Below are 22,524 nucleotides of genomic sequence, written 5' to 3' on the forward strand. Positions count from 1 at the left end.
AATTTGAAAGACGATTGTTCAACAGTGTGAAGCAAGTTTTGAACCTAACTGTCGCGCTACGCCTTCCATGATACGCATTCCTAAACCCTTCTTAGCTTTGCTGGAGACATCGGCGGCGTAGCCAATGCGGTTGTCTTAAAACTGTACACGAAGTGTTTCTTCATGCGGGAAATATCCAACGGCACGAAACCTTTCTCATCTTTCGGGAGAGCGTATTGGCTAACCTGTTCCATCGGATGGTGACCCCGGCGCGATTCGAACGCGCGACCTACAGATTAGGAAATAGTTACACGTACATTCCCGCGTGTGCCTGTATGTTCCTTTAGTCATTGATTTAATTCACTATATTGGGTTTTTAACGGAAGGTAAAGTTCCCGAGGAAACCCGTGAATGCCCTTCTGTTTGATTACTATTTGATTGCTAGAAAGGGCATCAACATGACTAAACCGAACTCAGGTGTTTCCATCACCAAGGCCATTGTGAAGGCCGCAAACCCCAAAACCAAAGACTTCTTCCTATGGGATTCGATGCTAAAAGGTTTTGGCCTCAAGGTCACACCATCCGGCCGCAAGACATTTGTCATTCAGTATAGGATAGGCAGTGTTGGAGCGACCAAACGGCTGTCGCTTGGTCCAGTTTCGGAATTTACAGTTGGGGAGGCCCGTTTGCTTGCTGCAAAAAAATTGCAGCAGGCACGCGATGGGGAGGACCCGGCGGCAAGCAGAAAGGCGGCAAAAGCAGCATTGACGGTCGCCGAGGTCTTGGAGGACTTTTTCTCTTCGCATGTAGACACCCGCTTGAAAGACCGTAGCCAGAAGGAATATCGCAGCCTTCGGCGGCTGCACATCGAGCCAGCCTTGGGTAAGATGAAGGTTTGCAATGTTGATCGAGCGACGGTGTCGCGTTTTCATACAGGTTTGAAAGAAAAGGCGGTCACTGCCAACCGCTGTCTGGCCGTGCTCTCCAAGTTCTTTAATTGGTGCGAGGAGTTGGACATCATTCCGCTAGGAAGCAATCCTTGCAGGCATGTGAAGAAATTCAAAGAGAAGCCTTGTGAGCGGTTTCTGAACTCTGTCGAGTTGAACCGACTCATGAATACTTTTGACCTCTCACATGATGAACTTCCAGTCCACGGGCCTTCATTGCTCGCTTTGAAGCTGCTTCTGCTGATCGGTGCGAGAAAGGATGAAATTCGTACACTGAAATGGTCGTACGTCGATCTTGAAGAGGGCGTTCTCAATCTTCCAGACAGCAAGACAGGAAAGAAATCTATTTGCCTGAATGAAGCTGCTATCGCGTTGCTCAAACGAATTATGCCTGTTGGCGATAATCCATTCGTGTTCGTCGGCGGAAAGCCGGGTACGTGCGTCAATGACCTTGAACGCCCTTGGCAAAAGGTTCGCAAGGTTGCCAATCTGGAAGATGTGAGGATTCACGATCTGCGCCATACATGGGCATCACTTGCAATCAACAACGGGGAAAGGCTGGAGGATGTGTCGAAAGCTCTGGGACATAGCCAACTTCAAACCACCCAACGATATGCTCACCTGCAATACTCTACGGTTCAAGAAGTGGCCAATCGTGTCGGCGCACTGATTGAAGGGACTTTAGGTGCTAATTAGCGAAAAGGTTGCATTTCGACGTTTTACAACTTCCCGGCTGTTCCTCGATGCTAGCTGGCCCGCATGCTAATATAATGGCATGCGGGTTAGCTATCCGCACCATAGCGGTATAGACTTTGAGCAGTGACTTGGCGGACTAAGACGCCCACTTTGAGACAACCGCAGTCGAACGGACATCGCCCGAAAAAGGGAGGTCTCCCCGGCCAACAAGATGACACTACAGTCCAACGTAGTGGAGGATGTTGGGAATGCCCAAAAGATGGAAGCTCTGCGTTGCCGCAACTTCTAATTGCGCGTTGGTTGACGGTATGCTGCGCGTGATGCTTCGATTTCAATTCGATAACCGCAAGGCCATTTGGCCGGAGATCGGAACGAATGCTTGGTCAAGGATTGCCACCAAGCTTCGGCTTTGCCGCCGATAAGTTCTTTACCACTTCGACGAGGGAAAACCTCGATTAGTCTCCTCCGCACTGCATATGGCTTTTGTCGTCATTTTCAGTGCGGGGGGAAAAGTCTTCTCCGAGGGGGAATGGGAAAATGGACCGTTTGCAATGCATAAGTGTATGCTAATACAGCGGCACCGAGCATGCCCAAAATAAGTAGAGAGGCAGTGGGAAGTGTCAGGAACAAAAAGCCAATCAAAGAAGCAAATGAATGCCTTTGTCGAGTACCTTGCTAAACTAATTGATGACAGTGGTTTGAATCAGTCGGAGATTGCAGAACGTCTCGAGGAAACGGGTAAATCTTACCAACAAACATACATTTCGCTGATCAAGACTGGGAGAACCAAACTACCAATCTACCTGGTGCCAAAGATAGCAGAGATTCTCGGTGTAGATGAACATGAGTTGCTGCACAGGGCACTTAGAACCTATCACCCCGAAGTTGCACAGGTATTGGAGCGTGCCGAAATTGCTTCTTCAAAACAACTTACAGCAGCCGAGTCGGAGCTGTTGTCAGTTTGGCGTGAAGTACGTCCTAACACGCCAACTCTTAACACCGGCCAAAAAGAACGGCTGCGAGAAGCCTTTTCCAACCTTTAGGTCGGCCACCCAACCACTTTTGTAAGAGTGATCGGATAGGCAGACGACATTCGATACATCCCTTTTGAACGTCGCTTCAATAGAAGCGCACCGCTTTTGGTGCAATCAACCTATTGGAGAAACCATGATCGAAGAAAACAAAATTGTTCGTGTGAGATTGCCCGAACACTGGCGTAAACGCATCGAAGCTTCTGTCGGTAACGACGAAGAAGACCTTGCAGAAGCCGTTGAACAGCTCATCGGTCGAACACTCGCGCTGGAAGAAACTATGGGAGTTTGGTTCAACGGTCGGCAGGCATTCTGGCTATTGGCGCTTTTCTCAAATCGTCTACGTCAAATTCTGCAACTCACCGGCCTTACACTCAACGAACCAAATGCTCGGGGACTTGCCGCCGAAGCGTTCAGACACGTGATGCTGAATAGCGCTGGCTCCATCGTTCACGATGAAATTGATGAACGGGTCATGAGCCGCGATACTTCCAATCAAGCAGACTACCATGCGGCAGACACCGCACCAGACATTTGCGCGGACATCCAAAGAATGGAAGGCATGTCAGACGCGGTTATCCATCTTGCTCGGCGGCTCGAAGACCACTTTCTAGAACATAACGATGTGTCAGCGTCACACGTCGCACAGCAGCTATATCCCTTGATTGCTATGGCTTGTGAGCACAAGGAACGAACCAACCGTGAAAGCCGCAGTGTTGCGGACGAGTTCGACTTTTGGGACCAGCTTTTACCTTAGCTGATGATCGCCATTGAGATCGATGTTTTGAGCCTACAGGTGAGCTTGAGGCGTCGAATCCCACCCTCACTGCCATATTTAATTTGCTTCATTAAATCAGACACATAACCATTCGGTCGATCGTGTATTGTAACACACGATTGTAGCGCGAAATGTAACAATGTTCGTCGCGAGGCGGTGGTCCTGGGTGCAGATGGCTAAGTTGCGCTTTCTATCAGCCGGTTGGTTCATGCGCTAGTTGCCAAGACGTTGACGGAGCGCCTTGATGCTTGTCCGCAAATCTGATGGTGGTTGCGGCACTGCAAACCCGTTTCGGAAGGCGTTCTTTCTCAAATTGAATATCTTCGCCGAACCGTCACGATAACCGCAACACCAGAAGCCGATTGTGACTTAATGGTCCACACACCTCAATCCGATGCGATAGCGTTGCAAGGCAGGAGCCGAACGGTTGCAATCTATCCACGACAGATCAGCTTTAGACTGGTTGTCTCACAAGGTAGCTATGGTAGTTACACTCTTCAAAAGGTGGTGGAGATGGATTCGAATGCAGACCTCAAAAACAGTCTATTTTTCCGACTATCCATCCAAAGGGAGTCACACATCAGGTTTGACAATCCCGTTTGGCGCTGAAGACTTGGAGTTATACGAGTTCGTAAGGCCGCTTAGCAGCCATTCGGTGAGGCGACTAATTGGACATCAAAAGTACAGCGATATTGCCGCAAATGCTGCAAAGGCAAACACCCATGTCGCAACCTATGTACGCCAGCTCCTGCACAAAAAAGCTCCGACTTATACCAAAGGGGATGAGGGAAAATTTCTTCGTCTCCAGTCCACCTTTCGCGGTGGTAGAGGAAGTCCACTGCATGAGTGGTATCCATATCTGGAAGGGTACTCTCCAGACTTCGTTTCCAATATCATTGATACGTTCGCACCAAAAGCCCGCGATATTTTTGACCCGTTTTGCGGATCAGGGACAACCGCTCTCGTTTCGGCTATGCGTGGCGGAGTGGGGTATTATTCGGAAGTCAATCCGGCATGTAGATATGTAATTGAAGCTAAAGCTCTCGCGCTAACCTTGAGTTCGAAAACCCGTAGTCGCCTTGCTTCCGCCTTGTATGAACTTGGACAGAAGATAACTTCCTCCATCGGCAAGTGTAAGCCAGACGAAAACCTCTCTAGATCATTTCTAACAGCTTTTGGAGATCGACACTTCTTCGAAGAACACACGTATCAAATGATACTTCGAGCACGCACCTATGCAAACAAGATAGAGAGAAGTGATCCAGTTCTTGGGAAATTATTGATCGTGGCATTACTCCGATGCCTAGTTCCATGTTCGTTACTTGTCCGACGCGGCGACTTACGCTTCATGACACCAAAGGAGCTATCGCGAGGTGTGCCGGATTTTTGCAAAGAGCTCACAGCAAGCTTGGAACTTATTGCAAGCGACCTCCTGGATTCAGAATCTGTTGCCGGGCGCACACAATTTGTTTGCAGTGACGCTCGAGACGCCCACCAGCTGCTCCCAACCAAAGTTGATGCAATAGTGACGTCGCCACCATATTTGAATGGAACAAATTATTTTCGTAATACGAAAATTGAGCTTTGGTTTCTTGGTCACTTGAGCAGCAAGGCTGACCTAAGAGGATTTCGCGATGACGCAATCACAAGCGGGATCAATGATGTCACCAAGAGTAAGCTTAACGATGCGCGCAACGTTGCCACTCGATTTCAATCGAATTTGCTCAAACAGACTCTCGAGGTGCTCAACGAGGCTGCATACGACATGCGTATTCCGGCGATGGTCGAGAATTATTTCTATGATATGCACGACGTCCTCGCTACTTTGCCCAACGTCTTGAACGATGATGGAGTAATCGCGATTGATCTAGGCGATTCCATGTACAGCGGCGTGCATGTAGCTACACAAGACATTCTCTCTGAAATGCTTGAGGATAGTGGCTTCAATCTCCGACAAACAGTGGTTTTGCGTGAACGACAATCTCGAGGTGGTACTCGCCTTAATCAAACTCTACAAGTCTTCTCACCGAAATCGAAAATGCGCAAAGAGAAATGGGCAACAACCGAATTTGAAAGATATTCGGAATGGAACAAATTCAAAAACACCTTTCCGCATCAACAAGGTGAAATGGCAAAGCGGAATTGGGGGCATTCTTGGCACTCAATGTGTTCGTACCAGGGAAAACTCAAACCCTCGATTGCTCGGTGTTTGGTTGATGCCTTGATGCCAAGCAAAGGCGGACGATTGCTTGACACTTTCTCTGGCGTAGGAACAATTCCGTTTGAAGCACGATTATGCGGACATACAGCGTTTGGGTTCGACATAAGTCCAGCAGCTGTAGCAATTTCACGCGCAAAACTTCAGCCTATTGATTGGGACGAGGTGGACAATCTAGTTGGTCGTCTTGAGACAAAAATTAAACGAGATAGAAGCAAGTACGATTCATTCGAGAGCTTGGAACTCATCCGATTCAATGGACCTCTGCCTTCCTATTTCCATGAAGATACGCTTCGCGAAATTCTTGCTTCTCGTGCCTATTTTCAAAAACATGGGTTCGAGACAGGCGCGTCGGCGCTGGTGTTTGCCTCTTTGCTGCACATTCTTCATGGCAACCGCCCTTATGCCTTAAGTAGAAGATCGCATCCGATAACTCCATTCGCCCCTACCGGACCAACAGAGTATCGTGATTTAATGAGTAGGTTGCGCAACAAGATTGAACGCTTGCGAAAAGACGCGGATGAAGTACCAAAAATTGAAGGCCATTCCTTTTGCCAAGATGTAACTGAAAAATGGCCGGATGTGGTCCATGATCTTGATGCGATAATTACATCACCTCCATTCTTCGACAGCACTCGTTTTCATACAGCGAATTGGATGCGTCTTTGGCTAGCTGGTTGGGAGCCAGAAGACTTTGTTGATCGTCCTGCTAGTTTCATCGATGAGCGTCAAAAAGAGAGTTTTGCAATATACGAGAATATTTTCCGGCAGGCGCAACAACGGCTCAAACTTGGCGGTGTTTTCGCCATCCACGTAGGAAAAAGCAAAAAATGCGACATGGCAGCAGAACTCCAGGAGATTGGGGAGCGTTTTCTAAGCTTTCAAGATTGGTTTGCAGAGAGTGTTGAACATTGTGAAAGCCACGGCATTCGAGACAAAGGCACGGTCACTCATCACCAATACTTGCTTTTCGAAAAGGTCAATCTTTAAGAGCGTCCGCCTGTCTTTTCCAATCCGGAGAAAGCTTTTCAGTTACATCGAGAAAATCAAAACCGGTATGTTTCAATATCCGATTTCGAAGACGGAGAAGCTCTTGAGGGTATCTTGCGAATTTTTCAAATAGTGATTCAACAAAGTTTGGGTCCTTCAACTTCGCAAGAGCTTCGGGATTGAACGTCGGAGCGGCTTCCAAAAGCCGATATTCGATTCCCGTCATTGCTGACAACCTCTTCATTTCAGCTTCTGAATAGTACGTTCCGGGCCATTTTTCAGCTTTTTCACCATTGTGCTGCCTACACAAAAGAGTGGCGTTGTCAGTTGTTAATGGCCAAAGAAAAAAAACTGGTAGAGTGTGATCGAGATTTCCTTCTTTCTTGGCTACGCCAGCAATCAAATCCTCCGAAAGGTCGGTCCCACACTTGAAGCATCGATTGTCGAAACGAGCATAGATCGCCCCAAGGTCCATTTTCTTTCGGTCCTCAAAGTGAGTATACAAGCGACGTTTTTGACTGGCCTCTCTATGCTGTTCCGTAAGACGCGTCTGGTTTTTGATTGCGTTATAGGACTGCTTACAAACGCGGCATTCACCTTGCCGCCCTGTTCGGCGACTCCCATGAACATCGAAAAGCTCAAACGGCTTTAACGCCCCGCAAACGATACAGTACTTATATTCTTTCGATTCACTTACATAGTCGTCGTGCAGAATCTCAAACGCACCTTCTTCAATAAGCGAATTATCTCGACGGTCCTTCAGTTCATAGTCGTAAAGCTTTGTGGTTTCTCCAGCAGCATGAACAAACCCGCAGCTTTCACAAATAAATTCGAAGTCTGGTTCAATTGTTTCCGTCTGAATAAAAAAAAAGCATGTGCATTCTTTATTGAGACACTGAAAGCCGCGGAATGTTTTGTCCCCCATTCCATTCACATGGTCAGGGTTCGTAAAATTCAACCGATTGACTTGTGTGTACGCCGCCCGTCGTGCCATCTGACTGTCCTTCTTTGTTGATAAAGGATTCCAGCAAGAACCACTTTGGGCAAGCGCGTTGTTTCCAGTTTCGTGCTTTTGCCACCAATTTTTGACAATTGGTTGTCCATTTTTGTATCACTAGACCAAGCCCATATGCGACCGCGGGTAGACCACTTGGCATCGTCTCAAATGAATATGCTTGGCTTTTGAGACGGCGAGTCTCACTGTTTTAATATGTTCAACGAGACGGAAATAAAACATGGCCACGACTAAGAATGACGGCGGCATGTAGGGATTCAACACTGACCGTCAAACTAGACGAGAGCCGGAGTTGTGTGACGTGGTATCGCAGGGTGATGGCTGCATTTGAAGATCGCCATGTTTTCATCAGAGCGCGGTTTTGAAACGACCGAAGACAGTTCCATCTGAACAATCAAAAGTTGAACACTTTTTCATCTCCTATCACTGCAGCGCTCTTTTGATCATGTGCTCTTGCATCGCGTGCAAGGTAAGGTGGCCATCGTGGTGACCGTGTTTTGGCTTCTTTGGTCGACGCATGAAGCCTAATATCGCGGCCGCAATCATGACTGTTGCACCAGCTGCCACTGCGAGCCACCCGGCTGTTGTCTTATCGGGATACAGTGCGAGAACGCCGACTTCTTTGCAGATAGTGTAAGTCGTCAGTCCGGCCAAAGCTGCGCCCCCGACAACGCTGATCCAATAATATCTGCGGTACTTGCTTTGCTCTTCTTTATGTTCAGCGGCTTGCCGGGCATCTACGATTTTCGCATGTACCGCGTTGACGTCTTGTTGCAGGTCGACAAGTTTCTTATCCAGTTTCAACGCTGACCTGAACGCTTCACCGAACTCATTGTGCATTGAAATGTCGCTGAAATGTGTGTGCCTGAAATAAAGGCGGAACAGCAAAGCGTCATCGATTATACCGTTCAGTTCATCCAACGACGCGTCTTCAGATTTAGCCTCCAAAGTTTGGGCTCGGCCTTTGGTGAGAAACGATTGCTCATGCCATGCAGCTAAAGCAATTGGAGAATACGCTGAACGCAGAGCACTAGAACCAAAGTTCTCGAGATATTGAGGAACTTTGCCATCGGCATCAGGCACAATCAGGGTGGCTGCGCCTTCTTCCGAAATGACGTGTCGGATATTTCCGAAGTTTCGCAGGAAATGCAGTTGCTTGCTCTCTAAGTCGAAGTCATAGGCGCTGGTATACCGACGGCTCAAATAGGCAGCCGTCTTTTCAACAAGTGCAATCGGCGCTGGCTCTGCCAACCGAGCAAACGTATATGTCGGAACTCTTCTTCTTGGAGTTTCTGCATCCGCATGTCCGAAAACAAGAGATCTTACAACCGCTCCCAGCGTCGCTTCATTTTTGCAGTCAGGAGTGTCAGAGCCTTTCCTGAACCACTGGATTTTGTTGAAACGTGATAGTGCTGCGACCGCTTCAGTCAATTCACTACCCGTGAGAGTGTGCTCTGCTTCGAGTGTTATGCTCAATTCGGCAAACGCAACGCCCGTCCCCATAATCCAAAGCATAAGGTCGTTCACTTTGATGACTGGCGGCGCAGTTGATGCTCCTGCTTCTTGAAGCCTTTCGGCGGCAGCTTTGCTCCAGATAAGCCGCATTTCCCGCGCGGCGCGGCTTTCTACAGAGTCGCTCTCTTGGAACAGGTCAAATCGGGACAAAAACCTGTTGGCTAATTCCGAAAGCTTCCAACGTTGAAGAAGCTCGGGATGCTGCCCTTCAAGCAGTTCACGGAGCGCCGGATTAAGGTCAGAAGAAATCCCCTTCTTGGTTTCGTCTACCCGCCGCCAAACCTCCGTTTTGGGATAGCGAACCTCCAACGCAGGAAGCTGATCGCTTGGGCATGGCGGCATACAATCCAGCTGATGATCTCTCTGACATTTTGCGATTTGTCCGAGCGTTATGTTCTTTGGGTGATCGAAGCCTAAGGACGGAAGACGATAATAGAGATGAATCTCATTCTGATCGATGAACAAAGGAAAGGCGGCGCTGGCCGAATGCTCCATATATGTGTTCCCACGTACACTGGCGGATTAGTTTCGTTCAGCATCATGCAATGCGACCGCACGCAAATCAAATTGCGCTAAGCGAAAAATGGACTGTCTAACGACCGCTGACATACGAACGGTTGGTTGCCGTCAAATGCTTGCTTGGGAACTTTCAAAGACCTGCCTGCCCTGAACTTCCAAGCGAATAATCAAGTCAAATAACGGTGGTCCGGTGGGCTGTGAAAGAAGCCCCTGTGGTGAACCTAATCTTTATAGCAATTCCGCTACTCACGGGTCCGGTGGGCTGTGAAAGAAGCCCCTGTGGTGAACCGTGCCTTATCAACGTCACAGACTCGGAAGGGTCCGGTGGGCTGTGAAAGAAGCCCCTGTGGTGAACGTCAAAGAAATTGATAAAAGGAAATATGATGCGTGGGTCCGGTGGGCTGTGAAAGAAGCCCCTGTGGTGAACCAACACTGAAGAGGTGATAAATATGAGAAGGTCCGGTGGGCTGTGAAAGAAGCCCCTGTGGTGAACGGATAAATATTTTTGAGGAAAATACCATGGTCCGGTGGGCTGTGAAAGAAGCCCCTGTGGTGAACCTCGTCTTCATAACATATTTGAAAGAAATAGTAAATCAGGCAAATTTCGAAGGCAAACGGGTTGATCTTCAGTATTTTTAACCTTTTTCAGACATTACCAAGATTTTACCAAAGGAAAATCAAATAACAACAGATACTTGGATAAATTCGAAGGCTGATTTTGCCACTTACAGCTCGTCGTACTGCATCAGAACGAATGCGGGGGGCAATTGGCTTGCATTCTCCATGTCTTCAAAGGGATAAGAAATTGCCCCGCTGCGCTTAACTTCACCGTTGACAGTCTTTGGCATTCGGTTTCCGCCATCGTCCATTTGGAAGAGCGCCTGAACCATTGATACCATTCTTGGAGAGTGGCGGGGAACTTGGAACGCGGCAGATGTGCCCGCCAAACGTCCAGCCATGCTCAAATGCATTTCCAGCAAAGGTATCACCTTCGCGTGCTGCAGCCTGTCATCACGCATGGACCACCGCAGCCCAAAACCTTCACGCTCCAAGATGCGTATGATCGAACCCGACACAGCATTTTTCATTTTCCGATCATAACTGAACAGAGATCTGACAGCATTCACGACATAGGAAAGGCTCCAAATTGCTGGTCTACGAAGCTTTCTGCTCCCGTCTTTGAGGACGTTTTGGCCATAAAGAATGTTGGAGATGACATTGTAATGCGCAAGGTCATTTCGAATTTGCCGGGGGTCATGCTTGGCAAGGGGTCTTGGATTTTTCGAATTACGCTTCAATCGCTGATTTGCTTTAATATCTTTACGGTTCACAGCCCGGGTTCCGGCATACATGTCGTACTGCTTCGCCAAATCAACTGACAAAGCAGCGATGCGGCTATCCTCTGATGGATTGGCAAACCCTTGCTTCCGCGTCCAAACGGGCACATGACCCGCGCCGCATCGAAGAGTTACAAGATCGTCGTTGCGTTCTTCGTCGAACTCTAATTCCAGTTGCAATCCGCCATTCGGCTGCTCTTGCAAGTAGAAGAGGCCGGCCCAAATGAACATCATGTCCCGTTCCCACACCCCGGCAAAATCCATCAACCTAGCGATGACGCGGATCATAATGTCATGGACTCGTGCATGCTCTCCCAGCCGGGCAGCGCGGGTTTGAAATTCCAGTATTTGAGCGCTGGTCTTTGCCTCGGAGACTTGCTTGGCCAATGCGACCAACCTCGCCTCCGATCTGTCGCGTTCGGATTTCGGTTTGGATTTGCTTTCGCGATGCACTTTCCATTCCTCCAGGAACGTTTCTCTTGCAGCTCTTGCTGCTTCCGACAGGTTGGTTGCATCTTTTGCACGACTTGCAACCACGTTATTCACTTCCGTGGAACTCACGCGATGCTTCTCAAAAACCTTCTTCAGCACCGAGTCGTTTCCAAACCGCAGGATCTGACGAAGACCACGCCTGACGCCGGCATAAGTCTGTTCGTCGTCTTCGTCGCCTGCCAACGCTACGAAATCGACATCGCTGTCAAAGCACATTTGGTTTAGAATAGGTGTCAGATCGGCCGCTCCTTTGGTCACCAAATGCTCTGTTCCGTCAAATCCGGCACCTTGGGCGGCCACATACAGTCCCATGAGATCATCGAGCTGATTGAGCGTGCGCGTTATCCCTTCTTTGCTCTCACTCTTACCTTTGTCGTCCAATATCCGGGTTTTGCGTATCTGGTGTCGTAGGCGTGCCACTTCCTCCATCGGAACCGTATAGAGCCAAGCGTAGATTTGTGGATGCCAAGCTTCTGGCTTTTCGGTTTTAGGCATGGCCTCTTCAACCTGGCGAAACTCAATTTTCCGGGCATCTCCCCCTTTGACCTCGCGCAATTCTTCGACACCGAGAACTCCATCAAGCTCCTGCTGGTCAAGATATGTCGCAAAAAGATGTCCATAGAGTTCCTGTCGAAAGCGCTCTAACCGATTGGCGAGTGCAGACTGATCGCCGGATTTAACCCCGTAGCTCTTGTCCTGTCCTTCCTCGCGCGCTGCCCTTGCAGACAGCTGTCTGAATATTTCGTTGAGGCTCCAATCACGGCCAATACCAAAATTGTCCAGCAAGTCATCGGCGTGTTTGTGTATCCAGCCCTGCTCTTGCTTATAAATCTCTGTGCGGCGTTTCTTCTGTTTGACCACTTCATCAAGGGTGTTCTGCACGGCCTTCTTGCCGTCTTCCCCGTCAAGCCAAGACCCAAATCCGCTGTTGTAGAGAAGCCGTAACAGATCGAGCTTGAAGCGGTTGGCTTTAGCTTTTGAGTCCTCATCGTTGTCATCTTCCTGATCGTTGAAGTTCAACGCTCCCAACAGCGCGGCTACTCCCTCAAGTCGCAGTCTCTCGTCTTCGTTTTCATGCAGTTTGTTCAGACGTCTGATAACCGATGTGTAGCGAGGCAGCGGTGCACTTTCCGCCGCAATTGATTTACCCAACTGTGAAATCACCAGTTCGAGGTCAAGCTTCGTGAGAAATATCGAGGCATCGATGCGGTTGAGATCGTCAACCAGCGCCTGAATGCGGAGCTTTTGATCGAACTCCAGTAAACGCGCGAAAGCTCTTCTGCTGTTCTTGCTTTGATCAGCCAGCAACGTCTCGGTGATTAAGCCAGCCAAACGTGGCAACGTGCTGAAATGTGTCGTCCGGTTGCGGATGCGGCCAAGTAGCTCTGTCAGATCACCGCCAATTTGCTTCTGGAAGCCCGGTTCTCCATCACAACCCATGATCTGCGCACGTGACTGCTGTCCAGTGGCGGGCGTGGTTCCATTGCCAAAAATCAATTTCACTTGGCGAGAGTAGTGTTCAGAACAGAAATACGGACTTTTTTTGCTGTAAGCTGCCTGTTTCACCTCTTGCGAAGCAATGTCGTAGTCCCAAAATCCACTTTCCCATTTGAAGCGTGGCGGCTTTTCATGGTTTGCGGTGGCCAATACCGAAAGTGTTCGATGCGAGAGGCTAACGGAGTTCCGGAAGAGGCGGGTGAAGATTTCGTGGCGTCTGATTTCAGCTTGACCGTCGCTGGTGGCAAGATAATCCATTCGGGCTTGGAAAATCTCATTCAGCGCTTCATTGCGTTTTTCTTGGTCAAGGCTTTTATCGGGCAAAGGCAAATCACACGCGTGAACGACAAGCTTCCCAAGCCTGATAATTTGAGAAATGTCGCGATTTCTCTCTTTGGCTTTGATAATCTTCAGCAGTTTCTCGCCATTCTCGGGAAAGAGGCGCAAAAAGCGTGCCAGAGCCTTGTCGCGGTGCTTGGCCTTTGCTTTCTCTTCATCGTTCGACGCACGTTCTGAATCGACGCCAGCAGCCTCATCTGACGCCTCCGCGAGTTCTTTTCGCAGCCTTCGGAATTTTGCTGATCGTGCGATTTTCGCGTAGTGCTGGCGCACGGCGTTGTGCACGTCCCATCGCTTTTTGAGCTTCTCCGGATCGGTGGATTTTGATGTAGCACCAACTAAGTTTAAATGAGCGTGGAACCGGGAGCCAAAAAAAGCGGCATCGGGCTGACCATCATAAGAATTGAGAGTGCGGAGTTCGTTGTAAATTTGAAGAGCAATGTCGCGCTTGAAATAAACTTCGATCTGACCGGCATGCCCATCGGTTAGCTTGCTATCATGTCTTTTAGATTGGCGTGGGTCGTGGGCGCTTCCTGTCAGATCGATCAGCCGCCTTTCGATGAGCCCAACACCGGTTGGGGAGCGCTGGATTTCGCCGCTGGCGAGGCGTTGTCCCTCGGACTTGAGCCGATCTTGACCGTTCTGTTGGATTTCTTGCTCGAGCAAATGCTCCTTAATACGCTTTGCAACTTGGGCAATGTCGGAGTCGGTTGAGCCGTTGTCGCTCCAGAATGCTTCAAACCATCGACCCTGAAACTCCTTCTGCAAGACGCCAACCGCGTCAGTTTCCTCGCCACCCTTCTTTTTCAAAGACAGATGGTTTTCATCCTGCGTGAAATCCTTGGAATTGACCTTGTGCTCCGCATATGGATGAACCCGTTGCATCCACCGGTCGCGCAACCTCTTCTCATCAACTTCTTCGCCCGCTTCGGCTATCAATGGCGTAACAACGGACGTCCATAATTGCTCGCCTAGGAGAGCTCGCAACTCATAAGCCTGCACACTAAGGTCAGCCAGCCTACGCCGCTTTTTTACTGTCTTATCAAGGACACTGATAGCCTCTCGCAGAACCCATTCGGGGTCCTCTGCAAATTTTTCGACAACCTGCTGCGGTAGTAATCTGTTGCTTGGCTCTTCTTTGCTCTTGAGTTCAACGCCTCTTCTAAGTGATGTGTCCTCGATTATTGTATATGTCGAACCGACTGTACGTGTTTTCACTGCCTAAGGCCCCTCATGATTTTTGTGCTACTGAATAGTCAGCATCCAAATCGCAAATTGCAAGCTACCATAACCTCCATAAGATCAGACTGTGCAGTATCAAAGGAGCAATGAGCTGCCCTCAAACATTTACTGAAAGCGATTATTCTGCCTTCGAAACATTCTAAAATATTGATATTGAAGAAATAATTTTCACTTGCATATGAATTTTAAACGTAATGAGATCAGCATAACTGATCAAACCCATGAGCTACTCCCCAAAAGTTGGACAGTTTCGAGGGTAAATTAAGCTACTCTTTGCTCCTGCTGATCGGGGTTGATTGTTTCAATTTTCTGCCGGTAGACAGTGGCTGGCGGCTTGCCACCAAGGGCTGAATGTGGACGTTTTTGGTTGTAGAAGTCCATCCACTTTTTGATCCCGGCTTTTGCCTGCGATCCGGTTTCCCAAGCGTGCAGATAAACGCACTCATATTTCATGGATCGCCACAGCCGTTCGACGAAGATGTTGTCGAGGAAGCGGCCCTTGCCGTCCATCGAGATACGGATGCCGGATCGGCGTAGGCAGTCCGTCCAGGCAAACGATGTAAACTGGCTACCCTGATCCGTATTCATGATGTCAGGTGATCCGAATTTATGGATCGCTTCGTTCAGCGCATCGACGCAGAACCCGGCCTCCATCGTGTTAGAGATGCGCCAGGCCAGCACCTTGCGCGTGTTCCAGTCCATGATCGCCGCCAGATACAGAAACCCGCGCCGCATTGGCAGATACGTGATGTCATAACACCAAACCTGATTGGGGCGATCGACATGCAATCCGCGCAGCAGATATGGGAAGATCTTGTGCCCCTTTGCGGCCTTGCTGGTGTTGGGCTTCTGGTAGATCGGCATGAGACCCATCAGCCGCATCAGGCGACGAATACGCTTCTCGTTGACGGCATGGCCTTCGTTACGCAGATGCCATGTCATTTGCCGTACACCGAAGAACGGCGTTTCCAGAAACTGCTTGTCGATCTTGCGCATCAGATCGAGATTCATATCCGTCTCGCCTTTCGGCTCGTAATAAAACGATGACCGCGAGATCGACAGCAGGGCGCACTGCTTGGTGACTGACAGGTTTGGAATGTCAGGCTCAATCATCTTGCGCCTCACTTGCCGGTCCAAGGCTTGAGCTTTCTGGCCAAAAAATCATTGGCGACGGCCAACTCCCCGATCTTGGCGTGAAGGTCTTTGACCTGATCTTCGTCGATCTGCGGCGTCTTCTTGCCACTGCGCTCAAACACGCCAGACGCGCCTTCCAGCAAAGCACGCTTCCATTGATGGATCATCGTCGGATGAACCCCAAACCGACTGGCAAGTTCGCTGATCGTTTCCTCACCCTTCAACGCTTCCAAAGCCACTTTGGCCTTGAACTCCGGGCGGTGTTGCTTTCGTTTCGACATTCCTGATCTCCTTTGCTTGAAGACCAGCAGACAACAATTCGTAGCTTACGTCAGTGTCCGATTTCCGGGGGGTAGCTCACCATTTTGCATTCGATTCGCATGAGTTTGCAGTCAATATTTCAGTGTGTTAGGGATAGTGGGTTCACCACAGGTGCTTCTTTCGCAGCGCACCGGATCATTTGTGGATATTCCTCCTGAGTTCATCCGTTCACCACAGGCGCTTCTTTCACAGCGCACCGGATCTCTCACAAATCGAGCATGTTATCTACCCGATGTTCACCACAGGCGCTTCTTTCACAGCGCACCGGATCCTTCATATGAATATTCCTTGTTGGAGAAAGTTCACCACAGGCGCTTCTTTCACAGCGCACCGGACCGCTGAACTGGTTGTCTATAGAGATGAAAAAGCTGACTAGAAGTCGGAGGAACGAAAATCGGGCTATATACCACTGATCTCTGGCTGTCGGTGACCAGCCGAACCTCTTTGCAAATGGCATGGGAACAAACCAGCGCCAACGGCGGAAGCGCCGGTGGAGATCGCGTTTCGTTGGGTGAGTTTCGCAGCAATCTGTTTGCGAATTTGACTCAGTTGCGGTCGGAGATTTTACAGGGAACATATCGGACCAGTCCTTTTCGGAAGGTAGCGGTTCCAAAGCGCAAGCCAGGTTACAGGGTGCTGACCATCCCATCCGTACGTGACCGTGTCCTGCACAAGAGCATCGCGAATGCACTCACTCCAATTCTCGAGCCTATTTTTGAGGACTGTTCATTCGGCTATAGGCCGGGACGCGGGGTGGTACATGCCGTCGAGCGCGTCGAACGATGGCGGAAGCAAGGCTACAGCGTGGTCATCGAAGCTGACATCGTCAGCTATTTCGACAATGTTGATCACGAATTGCTCATTGAAAAGATTCAGACGGCAATTGGGATTATGGACGGCGCGGCGTCCGTCTTGGCACTGTTAATAGCGCTACTCGGAGACCAAGCCAATGCACTTGGAACGCCCGGACGTGGTTTGGTTCAAGGCTCACCTTTGTCGCCGCTGCTCGCCAATCTGTATCTCGACGCACTGGACGAAGAAATCGAGGCGCAAGGGGTCAAGCTCGTGCGGTATGCCGATGACTTTGTCATTCTGTGCAAGTCGCAAGGTAAAGCCAAAAAGGTTCTCCAGCACTGCACTACAATACTGGCTGAACACAATTTACGCCTACATGAAGACGGCACACGAATTGTGAGCTTCGATCAGGGCTTCGACTTCATTGGATACTTATTCGTGAAAAGCCTCTCCATTAAGGAAAAGCGCGAGCCAAACGAAAAGACTAGATCAAAGGCTCCGAAGTCAGAAATAACCGACGAGGGAATTATCGAGCTCGATGAGTTGGGCACGCGGTTTGATCCCGGTGCTCGAGTACTTCATCTAGTGGACCCTGCCCACCAACTTGAAATCAGAAACCGCAGCTTTAGCGTTCAGCGCGGCGAGGGCATCGAACTCATTACGATTCCGCACAAGCGGATTGGTCGCATTGAGGTGTCTCCAGGTATCGCGGTCTCCAGCGGAGCCACCACTTTGGCTATGGATACCCAAACGCCGATGCACTTTCTGGACTGGCAAGGACAGACACGTGGTCTTCTGGCCAGCACCCGCTCTCGTTCGGCAGGTTTGCAATTCGATCAAGCTGCAATGATTTTGGATAATGAAAAACGGTTAGGCATCGCTAAGCTGTTGGTGGATGCGCGAATCCGCAATCAGCGCACCCAAATCCAACGCCTTAATCGACGTAAATCGTTGGACAAAGTTGAGCACGGACTGCTGGCAATGAAGCGCAATCTGCGAAAACTGCCGCAGATAAACACGGTAAGTGCTGCACTCGGATTAGAAGGCGCATCGGGTCAGCTATTTTGGCCGATGGTAGGCAGTCTCCTTGATAATCATTTCTTTCAGTTCAAGACGCGAAGCAGGCCTGCCAGAGATCCATGCAATGCAACCCTCAATTATCTGGCAGGTATTCTGGAGCGCGACATTCGCGGCTCGATACAGAAAGTGGGGCTTCATCCCGGCTTTGCATTTCTTCATGCCAGCCGAGATCGCCACGACGGACTCGTTTTCGACTTGATGGAACCGTTCCGCGCACCTTTGACAGAAGGCTTGATGGTCTATTTGTTTAACGCAAAGCGCCTCCGTGAAGAAATGTTTGAAATTGGCAGCGAACGAGACATTGCAATTTCGACAGATGGCCGGAAAGCGATTGTAGAGGCATACGAAAATGCTGTGGCGAAGCGCGTTCGCAAGCCTGACGGCACCGGCAAACTTTCGTGGCGAAACATGATGGTTTGGCAGGCAAGAACCTTGACTAATGCAATACGCAACCACGACGAGACCCAATTTCAGCCTTTTATAATGCAGGCATAGAAGATGGCCAGAAACGATAAGTTGCGGGTGTTTTGCTATGACATTAGCTGCGACCGGCGGCGTCGACGCGTGGCAAGAATTCTTGAGGATGCAGCATCACGAGTGCAATTCTCGGTGTTTGAGTCGCGAATGAACAAGGCCAAAATGGAGAAACTGTGCGCTCGGATTGAACCCATATTGGATGAGGGAGACAGTCTTCGCATCTATACGATCGGGAAAACTGGTGAGCGACAGTGTCAGGCAAAAGGAGCCACTACTCCGATCGAAAGAGAGGCCAATTATTGGCTTTTCTGATAAATCAGGTTTCGAATTTGTCTATCCACCTGTTATGTCAAGCAAAAATCTCAAAATTTGCACGAATAGAGATGCCGTTGACCGACGAGAATGACACAGGGCCATTCTGCGTTCGACAAAAGCAAGTTTGCAGAAGCTATTTCAATGGTATATGGATACTGCGTTCGCCATAGGCGCTTCTTTCACAGCGCACCGGACCAAGGTCCTTTTGTGTTTGGTTGAAAGGGTCGTGTTCGCCACAGGCGCTTCTTTCACAGCGCACCGGACCATTGACCTTTCTGCCTATTTTGTTTTTTCCGTTCGCCATAGGCGCTTCTTTCACAGCGCACCGGACCCGTCTGAACGGACCAGCTCGCAACAATCAATGGAAAGAGGCTGAACAGATAGCTTTTGAGCGACCCAATAGCTCCACGACCCACCACAATTGCGGCTAGTTGATCGAGGCTTCTAACTCGAGCTTTCATGCCCCGAGTCCAAATCCGAAATGATGGACAGAGAGCAAAATATGACAACAACGAGGAAATTCATCTGCCTGGAAAACGCATTTGATCTATCCGCGGGTTCAGCCGCACGAATATGCAAATACGCGGAAAACTATCTGGCAGCCTATCCGGCACTGGTGGCGCTAGCAAACTGCCAATCCATGAATGCCGCACACCACCAAACGGTGCTGCTTTTAGCCACCTATGGATGGATGCCCACCGTGCCGAAAAGTATGGTTGACGTTCTGTTCGCCGAAAGGGTTCGAGCCATGCAAAGTCTGGATGAGGCCATGACTTTCATCGATGATCTTAGTAGCGGTTTGATAAACAATTCTTGGGTAGGCTCGTCAAAGGTTCTGCATTTTCTCAAACCCGAATTGTTCCCAATTTGGGACTCTCGGGTGGCAAAAGCCATCGGGCTTTCCGGAAACAGCCATTGCATGTCCTCAAAGCCGCGCTACATGGATTATGTTTGGGAGATGAACCGCTCTCCCAAGAATACAATTGAGGCCACATCCGAAATCGCAGAGCGCGTAGAAACGGCTTTTGGCTACAAGCCCACTCCCTTGCGATGCCTTGAGTTGGACCTCTTCTGCAAACCCAAAATCGCAGAAAGGTAGAAGTTGACCTCGCTAGAGACTGAACAAGACAGATTAAAATATTAGCTTGTAATCAAGTGATGTCTTAGAATCTGCTTCTATTATAGTAGACGTGGTCCCTTGTGCCGGGAGCGGTTGCGGCATTGATCGGCACCCTCCCTTTCTATTGATCGCGTGCTCGATACGCGCTATTCTGATGGCAGACAGCAGCGCTTAGCAAAAGTGTCCAGCACGAGAGACAGTGCCAAATGCCGTCTAGCAAAAGTGTCCAGACAAGCAGTTTGTGACCCTTATAAGCCGTGGACCGAGCGACTGTGTCCATTCCCCAATAAAATGGCCCCGCCTGACGTGGTTTTCGTGCGAGCAAAATTGCTTGGAATTGCGAATATCTGTCGGGCGACCAGTTACATAATAATAATAATAATAATAATAATAATAATAATAATAATAATAATAATAATAATAATAATAATAATAATAATAATAATAATAATAATAATAATAATAATAATAATAATAATAATAATAATAATAATAATAATAATAATAATAATAATAATAATAATAATAATAATAATAATAATAATAATAATAATAATAATAATAATAATAATAATAATAATAATAATAATAATAATAATAATAATAATAATAATAATAATAATAATAATAATAATAATAATAATAATAATAATAATAATAATAATAATAATAATAATAATAATAATAATAATAATAATAATAATAATAATAATAATAATAATAATAATAATAATAATAATAATAATAATAATAATAATAATAATAATAATAATAATAATAATAATAATAATAATAATAATAATAATAATAATAATAATAATAATAATAATAATAATAATAATAATAATAATAATAATAATAATAATAATAATAATAATAATAATAATAATAATAATAATAATAATAATAATAATAATAATAATAATAATAATAATAATAATAATCCCACTGTCAGTTCAGATGGTGAGTGGAAAGCCAGTCAAATGACATCAACCAACCAACACATAGAAGCCCTCATTGCGTCACTGCTCGAAGACCTCGAATGCAACGATGGAAACGCACCCTCAACCATGTCTGACACCGTTAGGTGCGACAAGGCCGGAGATACTGTGGAATCAATCCATGAAGCCGTGTCTGCGCCGCTTCCAATGAACAGAGAAACAATCTCAAATCTCAACGACAAGAGCGTTGAAGAGCCAGAGGTGCCGTTTTTAGACGCCATTGTTCGCGCTGGTGGTGAATGGAGGTATCAAACCACTCCCGTAAAGCTGATAGCCTTAGCCAACGCCTTGGAGGCACATCACGGTCCTCAATGGGCAATCACGGCGCAGTTCTCTTCGGAAGTTGAAGATCTGTTACGCAACTCCAAGGAGGGGCCAACAACTTTCATCCAGAAGCGGTTTCACCATACCTTTGGCAGAAGCGTTCCACGGCTTGGCATGTTCGAAAGCCCTGGTCGGAGCAAAGGCGAGCGGTTGCATGTGCATATGCTTTTGCCTCGCGAGATATTCCCCGACAAAGCCGTGCTTAAAGAGCAGTTATACCGCGTGTTCGGCCGATGTGGCCATTCTTCGCAAATTCGCATCCAGCCAACCACGCCCGACCTTGCCTACCAGCAAAAAGGCCCACTCGGCATCTATGTCGGGGGCGCAGCTGGCTTCTTGATCTATGCGGCTAAAGACACAGTCGGAACGCGTCGCTTCCTAGAAAAAAAGAGAAGGCGTCAGGGTGAGCGGGTTCGCGGCAACCTGTCACCAAACCCAACTATCACGCGTTTGAAGCCACATCTTGAAACTTATGGCATCACGAGCCATGCAGGACAGTTCCTGTTCGATGACTTGGTGTTTTGGAACCTAGACTTGAACCGAAAGGCAAAAGCGTTTTTGGACGACATTCTGCTTGAAATCAAAGCGGAGCAGCAGGCGGGAAAATGCGTGGCCTAATGTCAGTGGTTTCTCTGCGTTTCAGCATCCGGCGCGTCCCGTGTGATCGCCGGTGCCGCGTTTGAGTTTTGTAAGCCCACAAACAACTTGCAGAAAAGGCATGTGACCCTCATTTCTATTTTAAGCGCTGTGGAGGGCTTTCCTCAACTTGTATAGTAAACTGGTCAAAGTAGAGAAATCGCTCCCTACGGCGCTCAAAATCGATTTTAGCGCCATGAAAACTTAAAGCCTCTCAATATTATGGGAGGGGATGGCAAATTGGATTGCACGCAGTGTCTGCACAACCAAAGCTTACGGCTGCGGCATGCTGCTAACGGCTGATTGGCCATACCGCAGAAGGCTCTTGGTGTTATCCAGAGCGTTATAAGGCGCTTATAACGGTATTACAAAACGTTACGGCTTTTACCGCTTTTCGCGCATATACCCGTGTGGAACTCCATCCCTATTCGGGCGATTTTGGCGCATTCAAGCAAACTGCGTTTCTGTTTTTGTACATCTCATATCCTCGGAACCCGTCCGGCAGAATTTGAGCGATCTTCAGCAAAGGTGTAGATTGGATAATATGGTCGCTCTCTGGAGCAGCCGGAAGGGCTGCATACCAATCACGTGGGTAGTATCGCCAAATCTTACCTTTGGCTTTGGCAATGAAGAATGTATACAACTCGATATGGTCAGAAACATCCTCTTTCGACTTACTTTACCGTGCAGTGTTCGAACGAGAGTTCGCAGCGGCAAGTTTATTCA

13 protein-coding genes and 1 CRISPR repeat array are annotated in these 22,524 nt (G+C 48.4%); of the genes, 9 read left to right on the forward strand and 4 right to left on the reverse strand.

Going from position 1 to position 22,524, the window contains the following annotated elements:
* The first annotated feature begins 386 nt into the window (after window positions 1-386).
* The 4 genes from ACFQ14_RS01105 to ACFQ14_RS01120 all read left to right on the forward strand — a co-directional run bounded on the left by ACFQ14_RS01105 (window position 387) and on the right by ACFQ14_RS01120 (window position 6,639).
* On the forward strand, window positions 387-1,622 hold the full coding sequence (locus ACFQ14_RS01105; protein ID WP_377210850.1) for a tyrosine-type recombinase/integrase: 1,236 nt from the start codon (window positions 387-389) through the stop codon (window positions 1,620-1,622).
* 617 nt (window positions 1,623-2,239) lie between these two features.
* Window positions 2,240-2,665 carry a helix-turn-helix domain-containing protein gene (locus tag ACFQ14_RS01110; protein WP_377210851.1) on the forward strand — a complete coding sequence of 142 codons (426 nt, stop codon included), beginning with the start codon at window positions 2,240-2,242 and terminating at the stop codon, window positions 2,663-2,665.
* Between the two features lie 124 nt (window positions 2,666-2,789).
* Window positions 2,790-3,410 (forward strand): hypothetical protein, encoded by a 621-nt coding sequence (locus tag ACFQ14_RS01115; RefSeq protein WP_377210852.1) that lies wholly within the window; start codon window positions 2,790-2,792, stop codon window positions 3,408-3,410.
* Window positions 3,411-3,954: 544 nt separating this feature from the next.
* Window positions 3,955-6,639 (forward strand): DNA methyltransferase, encoded by a 2,685-nt coding sequence (locus tag ACFQ14_RS01120; RefSeq protein ID WP_377210853.1) that lies wholly within the window; start codon window positions 3,955-3,957, stop codon window positions 6,637-6,639.
* Here ACFQ14_RS01120 and ACFQ14_RS01125 read toward each other — a convergent pair.
* From ACFQ14_RS01125 to ACFQ14_RS01140, 4 genes are all read right to left on the reverse strand, one after another.
* Complete coding sequence (locus ACFQ14_RS01125) at window positions 6,629-7,633, reverse strand: hypothetical protein (RefSeq protein WP_377210854.1); 1,005 nt, start codon at window positions 7,631-7,633, stop codon at window positions 6,629-6,631. The genes ACFQ14_RS01120 and ACFQ14_RS01125 overlap by 11 nt on opposite strands.
* 444 nt (window positions 7,634-8,077) lie before the next feature.
* Window positions 8,078-9,664, reverse strand: a complete 1,587-nt coding sequence (locus ACFQ14_RS01130) for a hypothetical protein (protein ID WP_377210855.1) — start codon at window positions 9,662-9,664, stop codon at window positions 8,078-8,080.
* A 208-nt stretch (window positions 9,665-9,872) separates the two neighbouring features.
* A CRISPR array of direct repeats spans window positions 9,873-10,246; the repeat unit is 37 nt; unit sequence GGTCCGGTGGGCTGTGAAAGAAGCCCCTGTGGTGAAC.
* Window positions 10,247-10,413: 167 nt separating this feature from the next.
* Window positions 10,414-14,571 carry a type VI-A CRISPR-associated RNA-guided ribonuclease Cas13a gene (cas13a, locus tag ACFQ14_RS01135; RefSeq protein WP_377210856.1) on the reverse strand — a complete coding sequence of 1,386 codons (4,158 nt, stop codon included), beginning with the start codon at window positions 14,569-14,571 and terminating at the stop codon, window positions 10,414-10,416.
* 285 nt (window positions 14,572-14,856) lie between these two features.
* Window positions 14,857-16,010 (reverse strand): IS3 family transposase gene (locus ACFQ14_RS01140; RefSeq protein WP_377210857.1). Its coding sequence is split into 2 segments (ribosomal slippage): window positions 14,857-15,749 and window positions 15,749-16,010, totalling 1,155 coding nucleotides; the frame shifts between segments, so codons are not numbered across the junction.
* Between the two features lie 490 nt (window positions 16,011-16,500).
* On the opposite strand from ACFQ14_RS01140, the gene cas1 reads away from it, so the two are divergent.
* The 5 genes from cas1 to ACFQ14_RS01165 all read left to right on the forward strand — a co-directional run bounded on the left by cas1 (window position 16,501) and on the right by ACFQ14_RS01165 (window position 21,780).
* Window positions 16,501-18,420: a CRISPR-associated endonuclease Cas1 gene (cas1, locus tag ACFQ14_RS01145; protein ID WP_377210858.1), complete on the forward strand. Its 1,920-nt coding sequence runs from the start codon at window positions 16,501-16,503 to the stop codon at window positions 18,418-18,420.
* A 3-nt stretch (window positions 18,421-18,423) separates the two neighbouring features.
* On the forward strand, window positions 18,424-18,714 hold the full coding sequence (cas2, locus tag ACFQ14_RS01150; RefSeq protein ID WP_377210859.1) for a CRISPR-associated endonuclease Cas2: 291 nt from the start codon (window positions 18,424-18,426) through the stop codon (window positions 18,712-18,714).
* A gap of 505 nt (window positions 18,715-19,219) precedes the next feature.
* A complete protein-coding gene (locus ACFQ14_RS01155; RefSeq protein WP_377210860.1) occupies window positions 19,220-19,816 on the forward strand; it encodes a hypothetical protein in 597 nt (198 codons plus the stop codon).
* Window positions 19,817-20,164: 348 nt separating this feature from the next.
* Complete coding sequence (locus ACFQ14_RS01160) at window positions 20,165-20,824, forward strand: hypothetical protein (RefSeq protein WP_377210861.1); 660 nt, start codon at window positions 20,165-20,167, stop codon at window positions 20,822-20,824.
* On the forward strand, window positions 20,821-21,780 hold the full coding sequence (locus tag ACFQ14_RS01165) for a hypothetical protein (RefSeq protein WP_377210862.1): 960 nt from the start codon (window positions 20,821-20,823) through the stop codon (window positions 21,778-21,780). The genes ACFQ14_RS01160 and ACFQ14_RS01165 overlap by 4 nt, the downstream gene beginning before the upstream one ends.
* Window positions 21,781-22,524: the final 744 nt, after the last annotated feature.

It is taken from the genome of Pseudahrensia aquimaris (genome assembly GCF_042676045.1).
Classification (GTDB): Bacteria; Pseudomonadota; Alphaproteobacteria; order Rhizobiales; family Rhizobiaceae; genus Pseudahrensia; species Pseudahrensia aquimaris.